Annotated in this window: 18 protein-coding genes; all 18 read right to left on the reverse strand. The window is 39.2% G+C overall.

The features are described from left to right. Window positions 1–56: 56 nt before the first annotated feature. The 18 genes from BMW43_RS05060 to fliW all read right to left on the reverse strand — a co-directional run bounded on the left by BMW43_RS05060 (window position 57) and on the right by fliW (window position 18,619). Window positions 57–1,085, reverse strand: a complete 1,029-nt coding sequence (locus BMW43_RS05060) for a 3-oxoacyl-ACP synthase III family protein (RefSeq protein ID WP_091744426.1) — start codon at window positions 1,083–1,085, stop codon at window positions 57–59. A gap of 22 nt (window positions 1,086–1,107) precedes the next feature. Next, window positions 1,108–1,845 (reverse strand): SDR family NAD(P)-dependent oxidoreductase, encoded by a 738-nt coding sequence (locus BMW43_RS05065; RefSeq protein ID WP_091744428.1) that lies wholly within the window; start codon window positions 1,843–1,845, stop codon window positions 1,108–1,110. A gap of 1 nt (window position 1,846) precedes the next feature. Beyond that, complete coding sequence (locus BMW43_RS05070; RefSeq protein ID WP_091744430.1) at window positions 1,847–2,059, reverse strand: phosphopantetheine-binding protein; 213 nt, start codon at window positions 2,057–2,059, stop codon at window positions 1,847–1,849. Between the two features lie 16 nt (window positions 2,060–2,075). Beyond that, window positions 2,076–2,933 carry a UDP-3-O-(3-hydroxymyristoyl)glucosamine N-acyltransferase gene (locus BMW43_RS05075; protein ID WP_091744432.1) on the reverse strand — a complete coding sequence of 286 codons (858 nt, stop codon included), beginning with the start codon at window positions 2,931–2,933 and terminating at the stop codon, window positions 2,076–2,078. A 255-nt stretch (window positions 2,934–3,188) separates the two neighbouring features. Beyond that, window positions 3,189–4,241 (reverse strand): hypothetical protein, encoded by a 1,053-nt coding sequence (locus BMW43_RS05080; protein WP_091744434.1) that lies wholly within the window; start codon window positions 4,239–4,241, stop codon window positions 3,189–3,191. 21 nt (window positions 4,242–4,262) lie between these two features. Next, complete coding sequence (locus BMW43_RS05085; protein WP_177173466.1) at window positions 4,263–5,375, reverse strand: DegT/DnrJ/EryC1/StrS family aminotransferase; 1,113 nt, start codon at window positions 5,373–5,375, stop codon at window positions 4,263–4,265. Next, on the reverse strand, window positions 5,375–6,376 hold the full coding sequence (locus tag BMW43_RS05090) for an NAD-dependent epimerase/dehydratase family protein (protein WP_091744438.1): 1,002 nt from the start codon (window positions 6,374–6,376) through the stop codon (window positions 5,375–5,377). The genes BMW43_RS05085 and BMW43_RS05090 overlap by 1 nt, the downstream gene beginning before the upstream one ends. A gap of 36 nt (window positions 6,377–6,412) precedes the next feature. Next, on the reverse strand, window positions 6,413–7,405 hold the full coding sequence (locus BMW43_RS05095) for an NAD-dependent 4,6-dehydratase LegB (protein WP_091744439.1): 993 nt from the start codon (window positions 7,403–7,405) through the stop codon (window positions 6,413–6,415). A 21-nt stretch (window positions 7,406–7,426) separates the two neighbouring features. Then, the gene (locus tag BMW43_RS05100; protein ID WP_218140594.1) at window positions 7,427–8,170 is read right to left on the reverse strand and encodes a sugar phosphate nucleotidyltransferase; all 744 of its coding nucleotides are present in this window, start codon (window positions 8,168–8,170) and stop codon (window positions 7,427–7,429) included. Next, entirely contained in the window at window positions 8,160–10,556 is a 2,397-nt protein-coding gene (locus tag BMW43_RS05105; RefSeq protein WP_091744442.1) for a glycosyltransferase, read from the reverse strand. The genes BMW43_RS05100 and BMW43_RS05105 overlap by 11 nt, the downstream gene beginning before the upstream one ends. A gap of 10 nt (window positions 10,557–10,566) precedes the next feature. Then, window positions 10,567–12,642 carry a glycosyltransferase gene (locus BMW43_RS05110; protein ID WP_091744444.1) on the reverse strand — a complete coding sequence of 692 codons (2,076 nt, stop codon included), beginning with the start codon at window positions 12,640–12,642 and terminating at the stop codon, window positions 10,567–10,569. A gap of 147 nt (window positions 12,643–12,789) precedes the next feature. Continuing rightward, a complete protein-coding gene (locus BMW43_RS21675; RefSeq protein ID WP_091744446.1) occupies window positions 12,790–14,271 on the reverse strand; it encodes a flagellin N-terminal helical domain-containing protein in 1,482 nt (493 codons plus the stop codon). 197 nt (window positions 14,272–14,468) lie between these two features. Further along, on the reverse strand, window positions 14,469–14,804 hold the full coding sequence (locus tag BMW43_RS05120) for a hypothetical protein (protein WP_091744448.1): 336 nt from the start codon (window positions 14,802–14,804) through the stop codon (window positions 14,469–14,471). 1 nt (window position 14,805) lies between these two features. Continuing rightward, entirely contained in the window at window positions 14,806–15,198 is a 393-nt protein-coding gene (fliS, locus tag BMW43_RS05125) for a flagellar export chaperone FliS (protein WP_091744449.1), read from the reverse strand. Between the two features lie 43 nt (window positions 15,199–15,241). Next, the gene (gene fliD, locus BMW43_RS05130) at window positions 15,242–17,437 is read right to left on the reverse strand and encodes a flagellar filament capping protein FliD (protein ID WP_091744451.1); all 2,196 of its coding nucleotides are present in this window, start codon (window positions 17,435–17,437) and stop codon (window positions 15,242–15,244) included. Between the two features lie 33 nt (window positions 17,438–17,470). Further along, window positions 17,471–17,878 (reverse strand): flagellar protein FlaG, encoded by a 408-nt coding sequence (locus tag BMW43_RS05135; protein ID WP_177173467.1) that lies wholly within the window; start codon window positions 17,876–17,878, stop codon window positions 17,471–17,473. Between the two features lie 46 nt (window positions 17,879–17,924). Further along, complete coding sequence (gene csrA / locus BMW43_RS05140; RefSeq protein WP_091744455.1) at window positions 17,925–18,158, reverse strand: carbon storage regulator CsrA; 234 nt, start codon at window positions 18,156–18,158, stop codon at window positions 17,925–17,927. A gap of 2 nt (window positions 18,159–18,160) precedes the next feature. Next, window positions 18,161–18,619: a flagellar assembly protein FliW gene (fliW, locus tag BMW43_RS05145; RefSeq protein WP_091744457.1), complete on the reverse strand. Its 459-nt coding sequence runs from the start codon at window positions 18,617–18,619 to the stop codon at window positions 18,161–18,163. Window positions 18,620–18,631 lie beyond the last annotated feature (12 nt).

Below are 18,631 nucleotides of genomic sequence, written 5' to 3' on the forward strand. Positions count from 1 at the left end.
GGTTTCTATCTTCAATAGACTAACTTTTACAAAACTAAAAGGGTACCCTTATAGAATCAGACATTAAAATTCTTGCTGCTAGCCATAGCAGATAAATCAGCAATACAACCGCCCCAGGAAAGCCCAACTCCAAATCCGAGCAACATAACTCTTTTCAAAATGGGAAGCTCTGGTTTACTATGAAGAAATTGATCAATAGCTAGTGGAATAGATGAAGAAACTGTATTGCCACAGTTTTTAGGATCATTCCAATAAAACGAATCCTCCAAACCACATTTTTCTTGAAGAAATTTCAGCATAAAGGTATTTGCCTGATGAAAAATATAAAGATCAATATTTTTTTTAGTTAATTGGCTTTTTTCCAAAATCTTTTCTACAGTATCCGGTACCACTTCTAATGCAAAGTTACTAATTGCCCCACCATTCATAAATAAATGGTAGTTAGTTCTCTGATTTCCAGCCTCGTCCACCTGGTTAATTTGAGGTGTCTTAAAAGCAGGATTTCTAACAGCACCAGCAGGAACAATTAAATGTTCCCCACCACCACCATCTGTACCAAACACAAAGGAATGTAATCCAGTTTGTACGGTCGGTGCAGTAGAGATAAGTGTAGCTGTTGCACCATCACCAAATAAGGGGCGCACAGTCGAATCTTCCGGATGAATAAACTTGCTGTAAGTTTCTGCTGTTAACAATAATACATTCCTAGCTTGATCTGTTTCTATAAGACCTTTAGCAATAGACAAACCATAAATATAGCCTGAACATCCCAGGTTAAAGTCGAAGGCACCACATTTCTTAGATAATCCTAGCCTATGTTGTAATAGGCAGGCAGTCGTCGGTAAGAAATAGTCAGGTGACTGTGTGCACAAAATAATAAAATCGATGTTATCCCTTGAAGTATCTGTCTGGGAAAATAAATTTTCAGCAGCTCTGACAGCCATATCTGATGCGCATTCGTCTATGTTTGCAATATGTCTCTCATATATCCCGGTTTTTTTTGTTAACCGGCTAATAGGATTGTTAAATTCTATTTTTTCTGGCAAGTAACTCGCTATAGCTTTAATATACGCTTGATTACTCATAATTTATCACACCTTTAGTTAATTAGGCCAAATACCCTCCATCAACTATAAAATCAGCACCAGTAATCCATCGCGCTCGATTACTGAGCAGAAATAGTACCAAACCAGAAACATCCTCTGGATTTCCCATACCTAAAAGATAGTTCTCCAATAGATTATCGGAGAGCAAATTTTGTCGCGTCATATCTGTATTAACCAAACCTGGACTCACCGAATTTACCCTATGCCCTCTAGAAGCAATTTCCTTGGCAATAGCTCTAATAGCAGCAGGTGTAGCAGCCTTAACAGCCCCATATGCACTTAATCCTCTTTGGCCTCGATAAGCATTAACTGAAGATATTTGCACATGTGATGAGCAGTCTTCCGCATACTTCCTTTTTGTTGCAAGTTGCAGTACATTAATACCAGCCCAAAAGCTCGTATCCATAATTTTTTTGGCCTGCTCCATATTAAAAGCACGTAGAGGCGTGAAATCTATAATCCCTGCTGCATGTACGCTGCCGTGAAGTTTGCCATGTTGCGTCACAAAAACATCTATGCACTTTTCTACCCTATCATAGTTAGTAACATCAACAGAATTAATACAAATATCTCCAAATATTTCTTCTTGTAATGCTTTTAGTTTCCCCTCATCCCTTGCTAAAGCTAAAATCTTTGCTCCAGCCATCGCTAATTCTTTTGTAATTTGCCTGCCAATTCCTGAAGATGCCCCTGTAACAAGAAAATTTTTATTTTTAAAATTAAATATTATTTCGTCCATATTATTCAAATACCAATTGTGCTAAATTATAAACCGTTTTCGCCTGTTTTATTTGAGATACAGTTACCTTTTTATTGTATTGAATATCTACCATAGCAGCAAAACTAACTATGCTAAGAGAATCCCACTCTTCAATTTCATTAAGCTGCGTTTCCATTTTAATATCCATCTCAGTATCTAAAATACCTACTAGATGGTTTAGAAATTTTTCCATTACATTCCTCCAAGGATCATTTTATCGCAAATCTACACGGATTACCTATTCCATAAGAGTTTTGCGGCATATTTTTTATAACAACACTTCCTAAACTGACAAAACTCTCTTTTCCTATTGAAATTTGATTAGAAATAATTGCACCCGGACCGATCCAAACATCATCTCCGACTATACTAGATCCTGCAACAATCACACCCGCAGCCAAAAGACATCTTCTACCGATTCTGCATGCATGTGCAATATGCACTAAATTATCCAGTTTCGTATTCTCTTCTAACACGGTGTTTTCACCAAAGACACCTTTATCAATGCAACAATTTGCACCGATTTCCACATTCTTTTTCAATACAACTCCACCGGCATGCTTTACTGAAAGGATACCATTATCACTACGGACGTACTGAAAACCCTCTGAACCGATAACACTTCCCGATCGAATAATAACATTATCATCAATAAACACATTTTCTAAAATTGTTACATTGGGCTCAATAACTACATTATTGCCAATATGAATATTGCGTTCGGCAATATAAGCTTTCGGATAAATTCTACTTGTATCGGCAATAAAAGAGCTGATATCTTTTTGATAAAAAGATGTTTTCTCAAAAAGATAATTATGTACTTCATAAAACAATTGCTTCGGTTTTTCATTAATAATAAGGCGTAATTTATGATTAAAAGAAGAAGCTAATTCTTTAGTCGTAATTAAACAAACAATGTTAGAGCTATTATTAATATCATTTACATATTCTTCTGACTCGCAAAACGATAATAATTCACTTTCCAAGGAAGAAACAAATCCTAAGTGTGAAAATGATACGTTTCGAGTATACAAACTTTTAAATAAATCAATATCCGAAACTAGCATATGCTTTCTATCTCCTCCCTCTTCAAGCTATTCTAAAATATATATTCGCATAAAAATTAGGTGAAAATATATTCTTAACGTATTTTCCACAGTAAAGTAAGATTCTACATATTAAAAGGCTATTTTTTAAAATTGGCACCACCATAAGTAAGTTATTCAATCTACAATAATACCACTAATCTCCACTTCTCGATATTTAACATAAATCAACACTTTTTTACATTCCTATAGTTTTAAAATTGGTTATGGAAAATCTTAAAAAGTTAATATTGGTTGAGCAGGAGACCTCGAAATCACAAACTCATTAAAATCCGATCGTGTCATTCCTTGCTTCTTTGCTTGTGCCATCTTTTCTCCAACCAATAACCCAGCAGTATGCAATAACACTATTGGATATGGTCCTAAATAAGACAATGTCTTTGCCATCCTAAGCGGAGATAATTCTACCTGTGGATGAATTCGGCACTGATATTTTTTTAGTTCACAAATCTGATTCCATCCAGCAAATTGTACTATTGTTGGCTGTCGTTTCAGCAGTTTCACCAAACGCCCACCAGAAATTAAACCAGTTTTTCCCAAAACACACTCTCTTTTGACATACTCCGCAACAATAATAACATCCCAGGACTGTCGTTCAATGTCAGAATAATCTTCAACATCCGTAAAGAGTTGCACCAAAGCACCATTTTGGGACAAAGTTTCTCTAATAGTTAAACCAAAACGATCCGAACTAACTATTGCGATTCGATTCCCCAATACTTCAAAACCAGCTTCTAAAATCATTTTAACTGCTAACATTCCACAATATTGAAAAACCCCAACACTGGAGTGAGATTCATCAGTTCCCATGACCGGTATACCTAACTGAATACAAGCCTCTAAATCAACATCGCCCTCACGATATTCCCATGCTTCACACATATAGGGAACTACAGCCTGAGCACCAATGAATGAAAGAAGTTGCTTATCCAAAGGTCGAACCATTCCTAGGTTTGTTACAATGTCCGCACCCTTTAATACTGGATCAAATCGATTATCAGTAATAATCGGTCTAGGCAATCCCCAAGAGTTAGCAAGTTTATATAGATCATCGGCCAGTTCATTAAACGTTCCATAAGCCGTATCTTGGCCTAAACATATGACTCGCTTAGCGCCCGCAAGCAGTGCAATCAAAGGAGTTACTGCATACAAACCGCTAGCCAGTTCAGTTACAACGGTTAAACCTGTCAAATTAAGTCCTAATCTCGTAACTGCGGTTTGACAGATACTTTTTAATCTCTGCCCATTAGTGTCTATACTATTATTCATTGCTTTTCATCTTTCGGTAGTTTATTTGAGTATTTCCCTAATCTTTTGAGAAACAAATTGAATATCACGTATCGAATAATCCTGACAATGAGGTAGTGCTAGTCCATGTATATACAATCGCTCAGCATTATTCTTTTGATGCATTCGACACATTTCCGAATACTTCTGCTGATAATAAGGTTGGCAATGCACCGCTTGTGCACCAAGACTAGCCTCAATACCCATCTCTTTTAATCTTGCTATGACACTGCTGCGTTCAACGTGTTGTGGTAATACAACCATAAATGTCTGCCATGCATGACCTACAAGTTCATTAGGAAGCAAAAGTTCTGTTTTAGCTAGCTCTTGACGATATAACTGCTGTAGCTTACTACGCACTTGCAACCACCCATCGAATTTAACTAACTGAGCTCGCCCCATAGCCGCCTGAAAATTAGTCAAACGATAATTGAAACCGGGCAATACAAACTCTATTCCTTGCTCTGCTTTTCGCATGCCGTGATTGCGCCAAATGCGTAGCTTGGCAGCCAGTTCCGCATCATTTGTTACAATCGCACCGCCTTCGCCGGTAGTAATCGCTTTACGTGGATGAAAAGAGAAACAACCCGCTTGACCGAATGTACCAACTTTTTTCCCCTGATGGGTTGCTCCAAGGCCACAGGCTGCATCCTCAATAACCAATAGATTATGTTTTTTTGCAATAGTCATGATTTCAGTCATATTCGCTGGACATCCAAATTCATGTACTGGCATAATGGCTTTGACTTTTTCCGTCCCCTGCCAATTATCAATCGCCGCCTGAATATTCTCCGGCGTAATATTGTAGGTATGCAAATCGACGTCAACCAAAATTGGACGAGCACCAACCAGTTCGACAACATTCACCGTGGCCGGAAAGGTAAAGTCCGGAACAAGCACAGCATCGCCTACCCCAATCCCAAGTGCAACTAACGCTAAATGCAATGCCGCCGTTCCTGACGAGACAATGATGACTTCTTTGCAGTCCAAATAACGCGCCAGTTCCTGCTCAAATAATTCGCATTCCTCACCATGCACTAATTGCCCACTACGTAATACCCGCTCCACTGCACGGTATTCATCAATGCCAAGGCTTGGGCTTGATAGTTTAATCACTATATAGCACCTTCTTTACGAAACATAATTGGCAGTTCCGGCATGTCATTCATATGCTGACAATACCACGCTGCTGTACGCCGTACGCCTTCGTCCAGATCGATTTTTGCCTGGTAACCGATAAGCTGCTTAGCCTTTTGCACACTGGGAATACGCAGTTCAATGTCGGCGGAGAGGGGATCGCGGAAAACAATTTTCGATTTCGAGTCCAAAACTCGACAAACCGCTTGGGCTAAACCGTAGATCGTGGTAACAGCACGGGCATTACCAATATTGAAGGATTCGCCAATAGCTTTGGGATGCATCAAGGTCAGCAAAATTCCATCTACCATATCATCCACATAGCACCAGGCTCGGATCTGATTGCCGTCACCAAAAATGTAAATATCTTCATCATTTAATGCCTTACGAATAAATATCTGAATAGCTCCTTCACCAATCTGTCCCGGTCCATAAATATTAAAAGGTCTTACCGTCACTGTCGGTAGTCCATACTGCCGATGGTAGGCATGGGTTAAATGCTCTCCCGCCAATTTGCTAACCGCATAGGTCCAACGAGCTTCTCCGACAGCACCAGTCACAGTTTCACAGCCTTCATCCACTTTAAAAGCATGAGAGCCAAATACCTCGGAAGTAGAAAAATCCATGAAACGTTCAACATTGCCGGCCTTTCGGGCTGCTTCCAAAATGTTTGCAGTACCCAACATGTTGACACGCATGGTATTAACCGGATTTTTCACCGTATTGTCAATTCCAGCAATAGCAGCCGCGTGTACTACTATTTGAGCATCTTTGATTGAGTTTTCCAATAAGGCTAAATCCAATATATCTCCTTTAACTAAGGTTAAATTAGGATGATTGGCATAATCCTTTTCCCCTAATGAATTACGCTCAAGATTATCATAAGCAATAATTTTATTATCATGAATTAATCTGCCAATTAACGTTGAACCAATAAACCCAGCTCCACCAGTTATGAAGATTCTTTTCCCTTGAATCATTTTTCTTCTCCTTGTTTCCTATTGCAGTGTTTACTTTTAAATATTGTATTGATCGGACTTATACACACTCAAATTATTCTGCATCCAATCAATCGTCTCTCTCAGTCCTTGATCAAGCGAATATTGTGGACACCAATTCGTTAATTGCATCATCTTTTGATTATCAGCCCAAAGTCGATTAACTTCACTTTTTTCAGGCCTTAACCTTTCTTCATCACAAATAACTTTAACAGAGCAAGCTGTTAACCCAATAATTTTTCCAACTAGGTCACCAATGCTAATCTCTCTATTAGATCCAACATTAATCACTTCTCCAATTGTATTTTCACTCTTAGCAATTTCAACAAATCCCGCAACTGTATCTTTTACATAATTGAAGTCTCGTGTAGGCGAAATTTTTCCTAATTTTAACGTTTTCTTTCCTGAAAGTATTTGTGAGATAATAGTAGGAATAACTGCTCTTGCCGATTGTCTGGGACCATATGTATTAAATGGCCGGATAGTTGCCACCGGCAAATTAAAACTTTTATAATAACTTTCTACCATTTTATCAGCACCAATTTTTGACGCAGCATAAGGTGATTGACCTTGCAATGGATGTCTTTCATTAATAGGCACGTATAGGGCCGTTCCATAGGTCTCCGAGGTTGATGTGTGAACAATCTTTTCTATACCATTTTCTTTGCAAGCCTCTAATACGTTTGTAGTTCCTTCAACATTAGTCCTTACGTACGCCATAGGCGATAAATAAGAATAGGGGATGGCAATAAGTGCCGCAAGATGAAACACAACCTGTTGCCCTTTTATAAATTTATTAATGCAATCATACTCTCTGATATCACCGGTTACTACTTTTAATTGACTTTTAATATCTTTATCAAAGGCATCTATCCAACCCCAGTTATTAAACGAATTATATTGAACTAATGCAGTTACTTCAGCACCATTCCTCACTAAATCTTCAACCAAATGACTACCAATAAACCCTTCGCCACCGGTGACCAAAACCTTTTTTCCTGCCAGCTCCATAATTTCACATCCTATAAATTGTCATTCATAAACTCCAGGCAGTAATTTACTTTTCATAACTTCAAATTCCTCTTGCGCTTTGCCATAATCAGCATGAGTACCTAAATCCAGCCAGTAATCTTCAGAAACAAACCCAACTATTTTTTGATTTTCCTGCAATAACTGCTGTATTAAATCGGGAAAATCCAGCCGTTTACCTGTTGGGATATATTTTAATACTTCTGGCTGAAATACATTAACACCGATACTTACCAAATAGTCCATCGTAGGTTTTTCTGTAATTTTTTCTATCTGCATATTACTATTAAGATTTATAACTCCCGAATCAATTTTAACCTTTTTCTTATTGCTCGCAACTGTTATTAAGCCTTGATTCACTCTATGAAACTCCATTAGATTTTTATAATTTAATGTAGTCAGCGTATCACCATTAATTACAATGAATGGATCGGTAAGATTTTTAACCAAGGACAAGGCCCCAACTGTTCCTAAAGGTTCTGATTCCCGAACGAATTCAATATTTGCCCTTACACGCCCTTTTATAGTGGCATTATAATAAGCCTCTATTAGCTCACCTAGATAACCCAGACTAATGATGATCCGGTCAAACCCATAATAATCAAGTTGTTGAATTATAATATCAATGATCGGCTTATTACCTAATGGCACAAGCGGTTTAGGAAAAACAGTACTATAGGGAGCTAGCCTCGTTCCTTTTCCACCAGCTAAAATTATGGCATCCATAAAAGCTCCTTTACTTGCCAAATATTTTTTCTATCTCCATTTTCATACTTTGAATTTCCGTTAAATACCTACTATCTGTTTTTAAACTAGCATCCAGATATTCTTTTACCTTCAAAGCCAAGGGCTCTGTATAACTTTTAATCTCCTCATCTGAGACACTGATACTTGAGCCATCCCAAGGTTTAAATTCATTAGTATTATAATATCTAAACAAATTCATGTAATGAACTGTTATTAGATACAACTTTGTTGCTTGTCGATAAGAATTACCCTTTAATTCCTTCCAAGGGATTTCATCAAAATAAATTTCCTCAGAGAAATTTGCAATGATGTATTCTAAAACCGAAATGATTGACTTAACTCTACTTCGTATATCATAGGTCATATTTTTTGCATGATGCCGATAACAAATCATATTTTTATCTAAATACTTATACTTAAACCCATTTTTAATATAAATTAATGAATTTAAAGTATCGCCTGCTACCCTATTCTCTTTATCATCATACCATGATAAATTATTTTTGCGATAGAAACTCATCCTATACAACCCTGCTGTCACAGGTAATACTCCAGATCCACCACGAACAAAAGTATTTTTTACAACCTCATTAATATTATATTGTTGATAAGTCCATACTCCTGTAGGTTCTTCAACTTCATTAACAATTTGCAAATTGCCAAATACATAATCTAATTCCAGATTAGAGGATAATTCCTGCAAAAATTCATTAATTACCTTTGGATTAGCCAAATAATCGTCTGCAGAAAGATAAAGAAGAAATTCTCCACAAGCTTGTTGAATACTTTCTTGTATACTGAGAACTGCACTACCACTATTCTTCTTATGTACAATACTTCTTACATTGGGATATTTTTGTTCGTATTTTTGAATCAATTCTATTGATCCATCCGTTGAACAATCATCAATAATCATAATTTCAATATTGTCGTATGTTTGATCTAAAACGGATTGAATCGCTCGTTTCAAGTGTTGTTTATAATTGTAATTGGTTATCGCCACTGTAACAAGCGGCTGGGAAATCAAAAAATCTCGAGATTTTTTTTCTTCCTCGAATGATCTTAGAACTCCGTTAATTCTCTCTAATTGCCTTGAATTACTATAATTATCAACAATATATTTTCGATATTCTTCCGATTTATAAGAAGCAGTTCTGACCATTTTAACTGCTTCATCTAGTGTATTCCATACATATTGTTCGTTATATACTTGTTTAGCACCTACAAAGTTATGAATAATAGGCTTTATACCTTTGCACATGCCTTCCATAACGGTTAGATGCTGTCCTTCAAGCAAACTTGTCGATAAAATGTAATCTTTATCCTCCAGCCATTCATTAACATCTTTTACACGTCCGGTATAAGAAATATTATTTTCCAGCTTCATTTCCCTGATCATTTGCTGAAAATACAAAATATACCGTTGATCCTGGAACTCACCGCAAATATGTAATTTATAACGTGGATCTTTTTGCACAAGTGCATGGATAAAATGAATTAAAAGCATTGGACCCTTTTTATAGTTGATATAACCAATATAGGCTATGTTAAATCCTCTTTTTCTTTCCCTGAAAACAAATTGTTCTGTATCTACACCTACAGGTATTAACACTATCTTATTTTGATCAATATCAATATTTTTAATAACAACATCTCTAATATGTGCTACATCGCAAATCAAAGTGTTTACTGTATTCCAATCAACTTGCTGAGGCAAGTCAGTAAAAGCTTCATAGCTATGCAAACGACAAATTATTTTTCTTTCTTTAGCAAGCAGAAGCTTGCTGGCAAAAATAATGAGTTCATCGCACCATTCAAACCAACAAATATCTGCCTCTAACATTTCAATTTCAATTTGTTTAAAATTAGTAACCACAACTTTTTTCACTTCATAATCCGAACTTAATCCAACAACGATATTCCCCAGAAAGCTATCCATTCCTGTTTTTACAAAAAAAGCTATCTTTCTTTTATTAACTGCATTTTTATCTATGCTTATCTCAGTTATAGGCTGCAAACGACGCAAAACTTTCTCAACAAGTTTTTTTTGCATATGATTAGAAGCAGCATCTTTTGCTTTTAAATAGAATTGCCAAGATAATTCCTGACTCTTCTCCATCTCATATATATATCCTAATTGGTAAAGCAAGTCAAAATTATTTTTATCAACGAACAACCCTGTTTCAATTAAGCGCTTAGCATCATCAATCATATCTCGAGTAAGTAAGCTTGTTGCCTGAACACCATAAATCTCACAATCATCCTGAACAATTGCTATATATTGATTAAAAAGTTGATCCGCCTTACCATATTCTTTTTTATCAATCAACTGAACAATATTATTTTTAATTTGGGCACGCATATCTTTTATTTCGTCTGACATCATTATCACACTTTCAACGTTTTATGTTATTCCAATTTAATAAAATCTTCGATTCTAGCAAAACGGATTCAAGGTCATCGGATACTAACGACTTATATTGATTCAAAATATCTTTAGCCTCACTCATTTTACCAGATTCAATAAGTTGGTTTATAGTTGCCTTTACTTGTTTCTTGTAACCTTCAAACTCCTGTTGTTTTCCACTAGACTCGTTTTTTATTTCTTTAACCAGCAATTCAACACTACGTTTCATCCCTGGGAAAGCCTGCAGAGCCAATCGTAAATATCTTACATATTCCCTCTGTTGTTTAGAATATTTTTGGGCATTATGCATATATAATAAAAACACTTCTTCATCATTTTTTACTTCATAAATCATATTTTCATCTAATATGGGGGGATTGTAAATCATTCGCAAATAACCAATTCCGTCTTGAAGATATCTTTCAAAGGTTTTCCGATATTGGTCTTCACTCAATCCATCAACTAGCAATGCACAGCGAGCTATAGTTTTGCCTAGCTTATACTCCTGTATGCTTACCGAATCAGTATATTTAAGCAAATAGCGATATAATACTTCCCCTAGATCATCGTATTGCTTATCAATATATTCCAAGGCACAAGTAAGCCATATTTCCTTATAATCTTTTATACTTTTTTCCAGAGGATAGTGCCATTTTAATAAATAATACAAAATTCCACTGCAATACACAGGCAATGTGTCCAGAGTAATCATTGATGCCGCTTGCTGCGTCTTTTCTGTAATATATCCCTCATGGTCCTCGATGATCAAATCACATAGTAAGCCATATTCCTGCCCAATATTCTGAAACGCCTTGGCTATGCCCAATTTTGCCTGTTCTTCACCTATTTCATTTAACTGCTTCATCAATTGGTCCAGAAAGCCATTCTTCTCTTCTTCCGCAATCCAAAGGTCATAATGCGACCGCACCCCTTCATAATTATGCACTGCAAGGTATAGATAAGTAATATCTGATATATTTCTTTTTACAAGTTGCACATCTGTCAACTTTTCAACACAGTCTATCGCTTTTTGATAATCCTGCCGCTCTTTATATAAACGTAGTAAATTACTATACACAATCTGCTGGCATCCCAATGTATATTCAATAATCGTAACATCTTTCTCTGATTGTTTTTCTCTTTCTATCAACAGATCAAGATATTTCTCATAATAAGCAATAGCCTCATTATGATTATTTAAAAGAGCCTGCGATTCTGCATAATAATAATAAACATCTAAATAGCCGTCTTTAATTGATAATGCTTCCCGACAAACTTCCGCGACTTTTTCATATAGACTTTCATGTTGATAAACCAGAATTAAATGCAAAAGAACAAACATATAGTTTGGTGTTCGTTTTTCTGGCAGTAGAGAATATGCCTTTTCCGCATATTCTATCGCTTCCTTATAATCGTTGTGCATAGCATAGGTAACAGATAATTGTGTCCAATAGTAAATATTTTCGGGATCCTTTTCAAGTTCTTGCTTTAATATTGCGCCGGTCCGCAAGAACTTCCGTTCCATTAGTTCTTTATCGGTTGCCACATAACCATAATGAAGTAAATACACCTCCGGCATGGCCAACGCCTCTCCCTTAAACTTAGCCTGGTTATGTATGGCTCCCTCAAAATGAAAATATTTATCATTTTTAAACATCCGGAAGCCTACCATGGTAGAATACGCATGGGGATCTTCCGTATTTACTATATTTTTGGTGGTAAATGCGACAGTAGCATATTGATTGCGCTTTGGTGATTTTAAGAAATCAATTAAAGGCTGATAATTATGCAATTCCTCATCTGCATCTATAATTAAGATCCATTCACTTTTACTGTATTTTATGGTTATGTTACGCATCTCAGAGAAGTTGTTCTGCCAAGGGTGGAAATATACCTGATCTGTAAATCTCTTAGCAATTTCCACTGTACTATCTTCCGACCCTGTATCTACAACAATCAGTTCCGAAGGAAAAGCATCACGCATAGGCTGGAGACTTTTTAAGCAGCGTTCCAGATTTTTTTCTTCATTTTTTACCATCATACATATACTAAGTCTTGGTTTCATCAGTAAAGCCTCCCAATTAAACGTGAATTGATAATAGCCTTTATACAAAACTACTATATAATTCTCTATACAGACTACAATCCCTTTGCTATCAGATTTAAAAAGAGACTCTGGAAGTTTCCAGAGTCTCTTTTAAGTTGTAACTTCTTAACCTTGCAGCAATTGAAGAACTGATTGCGGTTGTTGATTGGCTTTAGCCAGCATGGCCGTAGCAGCCTGTTGCAGGATGTTGTTTTTCTGATAAGTCATCATTTCGGAAGACATATCTACATCGCGGATACGAGCTTCGGATGCAGTAATGTTTTCATTTGAAGTATTCAAGTTGTCAATCGTATTGGTTAAGCGATTCTGATAAGCACCAAGCTGTGAACGCTGTGCCGATACCGTATTGATTGCTTTATCAATTGCAGTAATTGCCTTGTTGGCATTATCCTGAGTACTAACATTAATACCGGCAACTACATTAGCATTAGCCGCTACATTTTTGTTATTTAGAATAGCAGCAGTTGAAACCGTTGACTTAGACACAAAAGAAGCAGTCGAAGCCGTTGCACCCAGCTTGCTATAATCAAAGGACAAAGATACTGTCTGATCCAAATTGCTATCGCCAACAGCAGCAGCCGTATCTCCCTTATGAACAGTTACTGTTGAACCGACATTTGAGGTTCCCTGCATAAGTTGGAGAGTTGTCTGCGCAGCTTTAACACTAAAGCTATAAGTATCGCCAGCCGTAATTGTACCTGCGGCAAACTTCAAGTTAATACCATCAACTTTCACACCGGATGTAAACGTTCCATTCACCGTCGTCCAGCTTGTACCATTATCCGTTGAGTAAGTAATACTGTTAACCGCAGTACCTGCTGTATTAACGCTCGCAACTTTCACTAAGTAGTTTGCATCCGTTGTTCCAGAATAGCTGGTAACCGAGCTAATTTGTAAAGATGCGGCAGCAACAGACGCTGAATTTTTATATGTTTGCGATTTTGCAACACTTAAAGTAGCAGCAGTCTGACTAACAACCTTAACAGTATAAGAAGTTTTATCAGTTAAGCTTCTGGACACACTAGAAATGTTTAATCCAGTAGTTCCAGCTTTAACGGAAGCAGCCGTAATAATGTTGCTAGCTACGCCCAATGTTTGCGCATCCATAGCACTAACTGAAACATCAATATTTTGGTTAGCATTGGCACCGATATGGAAAGTGTCACTCAAGCCACCAGCAAGTAGGTTCTGGGTATTGAACTCGGTCGTATTGGAGATACGACTGATTTCTTTAGCCAACTGATCCACTTCGGACTGGATTTTCTGACGGTCATCGGAAGTGTTGGTATCGGAAGCCGATTGTACTGCCAGTTCTCTCATTCTTTGCAGAATGCTATGAGTCTGGTCCAAACCGCCTTCTGCCGTTTGCAGTAAGGAAATGCCGTCCTGTGCATTGGAAGAAGCCTGTTTCAAACCGCTGATCTGGCCTCTCATTTTTTCCGAGATAGCAAGACCTGCAGCGTCATCGGAAGCACCGTTGATGCGGTAACCGGTGGACAGTTTCTGCAAGGATTTGCTGGTTGCCTGGGTATTCTTGCCCAATGCGTTTAACGTATTGATAGCGGAAAGATTGTGATTGATAATCATGTTGATATTCCTCCCTGATTTTTTATACTTTGGGCATCCATGCCCAAACTTTTACTAAGCATTCTCTAGCCACCCCGGCCGGCTGTGTTAGAGAATGCATTGGTAACCCTATTATAATTATCGTAATACTTATCCAGGATATTAATAGGTAAAATGAAAAAATTTGTAGTTTCTTTGAAAAATTTGCCGGATACTGTTTATGTATTCCGATTCAGAAACGTACCGGTAACACTCACCATACCTTCATATGCATTAGAAATGTTTTCCCGTTTCCGCAAGCCATTAAAAACCATTTGAAATGACATCATCATAGCTTGATTGGCTTGCTGTATATTACACAACAAAGCTCGCCCCTCAGTGGAAACGTAAAAGGGATGGTCTTCTTTTGCTGCTTGTATTTCCTTTTGTATAGCCTCACGCTGATCCAATAGAGACAAAAACATATCCAGCTCATTTTTTTGCAGAAACTTCTTCATCTCTTCAGTTAAAAACAAGTAATCCTGCCATTTAACCTGCAGTGCAGCATCGTTCATTTTACTTGCCCACTGCTTTCGCCTGCCGCACCTGTTTGATAACCTCTACCCAGGTATCGCGAAATTCAGTTAACAATTTCTTGGCTTCTTCTAACTGTACTACATCTTTTTGTATATTCCCCTGAATTAGCCGGTAGAGAATATACTCCTCCAGCCGCAGCCAGTCATGGGAAATATCATATTGTGTATCGGTGGAAGACATCAATTCCTTTACGATATCCTGGGCCCGCATATTCTTCTTATGGGCCCGTTCCATATCCTTTTGTCCAATCGCCTGAATGCTCTCAGTAACAAACCGGATGGCGCCGTTGTACAACATCAAAGTCAGTTCTTCCGGTGATGCCGTCATAATTTGTTGCTGCTTGTATACATTAGCCATATTGGCTGCATTCATGCCTAAAGCCCCCTTACTTCCTATTCCTCAAAAGTTCCTTGTATTAGCTATTTCCTAACAAAGAAGATAAATAGCTAGTTTGTTGGCTCAATTTGCTCAGTGCTTCTTCCATAGCATTAAACTGGGAATAGTACTGATTCTCCTGAGCAACCAACTTTTTATTCAGCGTTGTCATATTCGTTGTTAATTCTTTATTTTGTTTCCCCAATACACTGGTGGTGTCATTCGTTAAAGTTGTTGCTGTACTAGCTCCAGCCTGATCAACAATTTTCGAGCTGGCATCCTTTAAAATATTACTCAACCGGACAGCAATCCCGTTCTCGTTGGTGTTTGTCCCGGTGGTTCCAAAGATTTTATACACCACATCAGGATCCTCTTCAAGGGCAGAGCGCAACGTATCTTCATCGACATACAGTTTCCCGTTCTCCGTCCAGTCCACCCCTGTGGCAATGCCAATACTGGCGGCACTGGTGTACTTGCCAGTCAGCCCAGAAACAGAAGCAGTAAACGCACTCCGCATGGATTCCGCCATCGGTTTAAGAATAGAGTCATTGTGCAGCAGACCGGTCTTGGCTTTTGTCGTCCAGGCCGAGATGTCCTCGTCGCTCATGGCCTTTTTCTGATCATCCGTTAACGGCTGATAGTCGGAATCATAATCCTCGCTAACTTTGGTATTGACCGAACTTAAGAGGGTATTATAGTCATCAATGAAGGTCTTAACACTGCTGATAATCTTGTCAACATCGTTGGCGATGCTCACAGTCGAGCTGCCGGTCCCTAACAAATTATAGGTAACATTGGCTACGGTAAACTTATTGGTAGACTGGGTGATCGCCACACCGTCAAGGACAGCCTGAGCGTCCTGCCCGCTCTGATTGACCAGCTTCAATGCATTCGTCATAAAGCTAAGGGCACCCGAATCGCTGCCGGATAAATCCAGTTGTTTATCACCGCTGTATGATTTGAGAGTAAACTTGCCATGTTCAAAGCTGGCAACAGCCATCTGTTTGCCGTCAGCACCGGTGAGAGAGTTAATCTGACTTAAGAAACTCTCCATCGTCGTGCTAGTTGCATCGATCGTCAGTGCCTTAGTAGTCGTACCATCAGAAACATTCAGTGTAAAGGTACTCGGCCAGCCTAATGTACTGCTCAACATAGCTTTTTGATTAAAACCCACTGTTTCACTGCTGACAACACCGGTTTCTGTAATCGGCGTCGAAGCGTCAACACTTCCCAGCTTCAACTGGTTCTGCAAGAAGCTGATGGCCGCTGGGTCGCTGCCGGCCAGGCTGACCGGCGTAGAAGTCAACGCCTTTATGGAAAAATTGCCATTGGCATCCAAACCGGCGCTTACCGCTTGATTGCCGGAGCTGTCCTTTATGTTATTGATCTGCGTCACAATATCATTGAGTGACGTCTTGGTCGTATCCACCTGAATATTGGCCACAGCTGTACCCACACTGACTTTTAAGGTAAAGCTGCCGGCCAGTCCGCTAAACTGTCCGGCCAACGCTGCCGTATCAGAAAACCCTACCGTTCCGGCGCTGCTGACTCCGGCATTGGTAATATTAGAGACTGCGCTTAGTTTCAGATTATTGGTAATAAAGTTCAATCCCTGCTGACTGCTGCCGCTAAAATCAATCGCCGCACTGGATCCTGTAGCATTGGTATACAGAAAAAACCGGTCCTGGGTAGCATCATAGGTGGCGGTAACTCCCGCGTCGGCCTTATTGATAGAGCTGACCAGGTCATTAATGCTCTGCGAGGAATTGACCGTAATCGACTTACCATTAATGGTAACGCCAAAGCTGCCGCTAACACCAAACTGCGAAGCCAGCGTGCTTTTACTGTTCCCTGTAGTGATTTTGGCCGTGCTGCTCTGGGTTACACCACTGGCCAGCTGCGTGACTTTGATGCTGTGGTTTACATTTACCGCATCCCCGGTCGCCGTAACCGATGCCACAGAACTGTTGCTGGAAGTCACCGACTTCGCCGCCAGAGTGCTTTTCATCTGAAAGTTAAACACTTTCTGATTCCGAAAGGTATCAATACTGGTCGCCAACGTATTATAGGCTTCCTTTTTCCAGCCCAAAATGGTTTGCTTCTGCCCCATTTTTGTATACGGCTGGCGGGCCGCCGTCATTAACTTTTCCACCATGGAATCGACATCGATCCCTGAACCGCTGAGACCGTAAGTACGTGTTACGCTACTGCTCGTTCCACTTACACTGCTTGACATAACTTGCACCTCCTTGTATAAAAAGCCGTTTGTTTAGGCTTTTTTATCCAGAAAAGCACCCACCAGATCGCGAATCTTGGCCAACGTATCTAATAATTCCTTGGGCGGCGCTTCCCTGAGTACTTTATTTGTTTTAAGATCTACTACCTGCACCATCAACTGATCGGTTTTCTGGTGCAGCACAAACCGCAGATCCGTATTGATGGACTGCATGAAGTCGTTAAGGCCATCAGTAATTTCTTCCACGTTTTTTTTACTCAACCGGTCCTTGTTCTCGTCCCTGTTTGCAGCCTGTTCATTATTTGCCGCATCAGAACTGCTCACGGCGGCGACTGCCCTGTCCAGTGTTTTTATCGTTGTAGTCACATCCTGCTGCATATTCACCATAGGCCGAACAGCCGTTGCTACAGCTGCCGCTGACGAATATCCCTTAACATCCATGATCGACATCTCCTCCCATTTAGCCCTTACTCACTCCGCATAACAGTTAGCCCTTTACCTGCATATCCTTAAGCACATCCATGATTTCAGTCTTAGCCGGCACGGCTGCCTGCTGATTTTCAAGGACGATGGAATCATAGATTTCACCCCGGTATATTTTCACATCCTTGGGAGCATCGACACCAATTCTGATATTGTCCCCCTTGATGTCTACAATGGTAATCACAATATTATCACCAATGACAATCCGTTCCCCCGCCTTGCGTGTGAGAGCCAGCATACTTATTCACTCTCCTTGCCGGGTTGCTTGGCAAATCCGTTCGGAAAGAGCCGATGGCGGGTAGTGTATTTGGTTTTTTCCAGCACCACCTGGATCGCCTTTCTGGCCTGACAGTTGATCACTACCGGCGCCAGCAGATTGGCCGTCATTTCCTCCGGACTGTCGGGAACGCTGACAATATTCATGATCTGCGGTGGATTCTCCTCACTGCAGCCCAGCTCCTGAACAAGCTCGTCCGGCAATTCAAATTCATAATCCTGAAAAAAAGGAAAAGGTTCCACAATAATAAAAGTCAAATCAGGTTCAGTTACTGATTGCAAAAATGTAAACGGATTATTCTCTTGGTGAGGAAGATAAGCAAACTCCCTTTCCTCCGCAAAACCGGGCAATCCATGCGGAAAGCGAAGGACTTGTTCCTCGGAAAGCTCCATATCACCTAACCGGGTAGAACGAACCAGCATATAACTACACCT

It is taken from the genome of Propionispora vibrioides (genome assembly GCF_900110485.1).
Classification (GTDB): Bacteria; Bacillota; Negativicutes; order Propionisporales; family Propionisporaceae; genus Propionispora; species Propionispora vibrioides.

What these genes read in the sequence shown, in the direction of transcription:
- BMW43_RS05070 (WP_091744430.1), bottom strand. Translation starts at nt 2,059, where the DNA reads ATGGAAAAATTTCTAAACCATCTAGTAGGTATTTTAGATACTGAGATG.
- fliD (WP_091744451.1), bottom strand. Translation starts at nt 17,437, where the DNA reads ATGTCAAGCAGTGTAAGTGGAACGAGCAGTAGCGTAACACGTACTTAC.
- fliW (WP_091744457.1), bottom strand. Translation starts at nt 18,619, where the DNA reads ATGCTGGTTCGTTCTACCCGGTTAGGTGATATGGAGCTTTCCGAGGAA.
- BMW43_RS21675 (WP_091744446.1), bottom strand. Translation starts at nt 14,271, where the DNA reads ATGATTATCAATCACAATCTTTCCGCTATCAATACGTTAAACGCATTG.
- BMW43_RS05110 (WP_091744444.1), bottom strand. Translation starts at nt 12,642, where the DNA reads ATGAAACCAAGACTTAGTATATGTATGATGGTAAAAAATGAAGAAAAA.
- fliS (WP_091744449.1), bottom strand. Translation starts at nt 15,198, where the DNA reads ATGAATGCAGCCAATATGGCTAATGTATACAAGCAGCAACAAATTATG.
- BMW43_RS05090 (WP_091744438.1), bottom strand. Translation starts at nt 6,376, where the DNA reads ATGATTCAAGGGAAAAGAATCTTCATAACTGGTGGAGCTGGGTTTATT.
- BMW43_RS05060 (WP_091744426.1), bottom strand. Translation starts at nt 1,085, where the DNA reads ATGAGTAATCAAGCGTATATTAAAGCTATAGCGAGTTACTTGCCAGAA.
- BMW43_RS05065 (WP_091744428.1), bottom strand. Translation starts at nt 1,845, where the DNA reads ATGGACGAAATAATATTTAATTTTAAAAATAAAAATTTTCTTGTTACA.
- BMW43_RS05095 (WP_091744439.1), bottom strand. Translation starts at nt 7,405, where the DNA reads ATGGAGCTGGCAGGAAAAAAGGTTTTGGTCACCGGTGGCGAAGGGTTT.
- BMW43_RS05080 (WP_091744434.1), bottom strand. Translation starts at nt 4,241, where the DNA reads ATGAATAATAGTATAGACACTAATGGGCAGAGATTAAAAAGTATCTGT.
- csrA (WP_091744455.1), bottom strand. Translation starts at nt 18,158, where the DNA reads ATGCTGGCTCTCACACGCAAGGCGGGGGAACGGATTGTCATTGGTGAT.
- BMW43_RS05135 (WP_177173467.1), bottom strand. Translation starts at nt 17,878, where the DNA reads ATGGATGTTAAGGGATATTCGTCAGCGGCAGCTGTAGCAACGGCTGTT.
- BMW43_RS05075 (WP_091744432.1), bottom strand. Translation starts at nt 2,933, where the DNA reads ATGCTAGTTTCGGATATTGATTTATTTAAAAGTTTGTATACTCGAAAC.
- BMW43_RS05120 (WP_091744448.1), bottom strand. Translation starts at nt 14,804, where the DNA reads ATGAACGATGCTGCACTGCAGGTTAAATGGCAGGATTACTTGTTTTTA.
- BMW43_RS05105 (WP_091744442.1), bottom strand. Translation starts at nt 10,556, where the DNA reads ATGATGTCAGACGAAATAAAAGATATGCGTGCCCAAATTAAAAATAAT.